Origin of the sequence: Microcoleus sp. B9-D4 (genome assembly GCF_036705105.1) — a bacterium.
Lineage (GTDB): Bacteria > Cyanobacteriota > Cyanobacteriia > Cyanobacteriales > Microcoleaceae > Microcoleus.
In genome coordinates this window covers 1-1,275 of record NZ_JAUBTS010000174.1, presented here as the reverse complement: position 1 = coordinate 1,275, position 1,275 = coordinate 1, and the positions used below count along the sequence as shown (strand labels likewise).

The following is a 1,275-nucleotide window of genomic DNA, read 5'->3' as shown; positions in this document are numbered from 1 at the left end:
CTGGGGGGGTGACAAAGAGGCCTAGGAGATAGACCGAATCAGGGTTGCAGCCCGCATACCTTGTTGGTAAAAGCGGCGTTTATTTCGAGTTAACTTTATTAACTGTTCCACCTCATGAGAATATTGTTCTAGATAATTAACCCACTTTTCTGCATCTAAGCCAACACCAAATGTACTCCGTCTGCGATATCTTTTTTTAGGTTCTTGACGCCGACATACATATTTTTCTACTTGCTTTTTTCTCAATTCAGTGCCTTCAAATATTGCCCAAGTGTAGGCGAGTGCCACGAGCAAAATTATGTTAATCAGTCGGTTTCCTTTTAAGCTAGTTCCTTCCAGATCGTAGCCTCCTGTTTTACAATCTCGGAACATTTCTTCAATGCCCATCCGTTGCTTGTAAGCATCTATAGCGGCCGGCAATGAGCCGAGATTTGTGAGAATAAACCACGCTTCATCAACCTTCCACCCCCCATAGTTTCTTTTCCACTTACAAGCAACATCAAATCCAGTAGCAGGCTGAGTTTTTCTCACTCTTTTACCTTGAAAATATAAAGAGGTTCCCGGCACTATTCCTAATTCATCTAATCGCTGCCAAACTAAATGCTCTGTTTCGATACAATGATTCTTTTTCAGTCTTAAGCAAAAAGACACACCCTTTTCCTTGAGCCAGTTTCCCAAGTCGATAGAACAAAATTCACGGTCTCCTAAAACAATAACTTTATATTCTGAAAATAATGGTAAAACTTGCTGTAAATTTGTAGTTTGTTCGTCGAAATTGCTGCTCCCCAATTTGGGCAACAATGACCAGTATAATGGAATTGCTCTTCGCTCCCAGATTAAGCTAACCATGAAAAGATTAATACACCCCCATTGGCTGCGATCTATTGCGATTGATAAGGTTTGACCGACAGAGCAATAAGTGGTCAACCAGTAAGTAATTAATGGGAACCAAATTAATTCGAGCGTTAAATTCGGTAAATCTAAAAATCTTTGTAATTTCCGTCGCCGACTTTCGGCTGTAATTAGACAAGGAAATACTCGGGATAGCCGTTCTAATCTCACTTGCTTTTCCGATTGCATTAAGGATAACAAGGTTGTCATCACCAAAAACTGAGATGGCGTCAGGTATTTTTGTAAGTGAGTCTGGTAGAATCTAGGTATCATTAATTTTTTGGATAGGCAAGCGTGTAACAATTCTGCTGCCTATCTTTTTTTACCACAAGTTGCCTCAATCCTTACTAGCTATGGGTTTGGGGTGGGTTGTCACCCCCCCAG

The 1,275-nt window shown here is 40.7% G+C and carries 1 protein-coding gene; it reads right to left on the bottom strand.

Annotated features, from left to right (window positions below):
* Nucleotides 1–21: 21 nt before the first annotated feature.
* Nucleotides 22–1,164 carry an IS4 family transposase gene (locus QUB24_RS33410; RefSeq protein ID WP_333157879.1) on the bottom strand — a complete coding sequence of 381 codons (1,143 nt, stop codon included), beginning with the start codon at nt 1,162–1,164 and terminating at the stop codon, nt 22–24.
* Between the last annotated feature and the right edge of the window lie 111 nt (nt 1,165–1,275).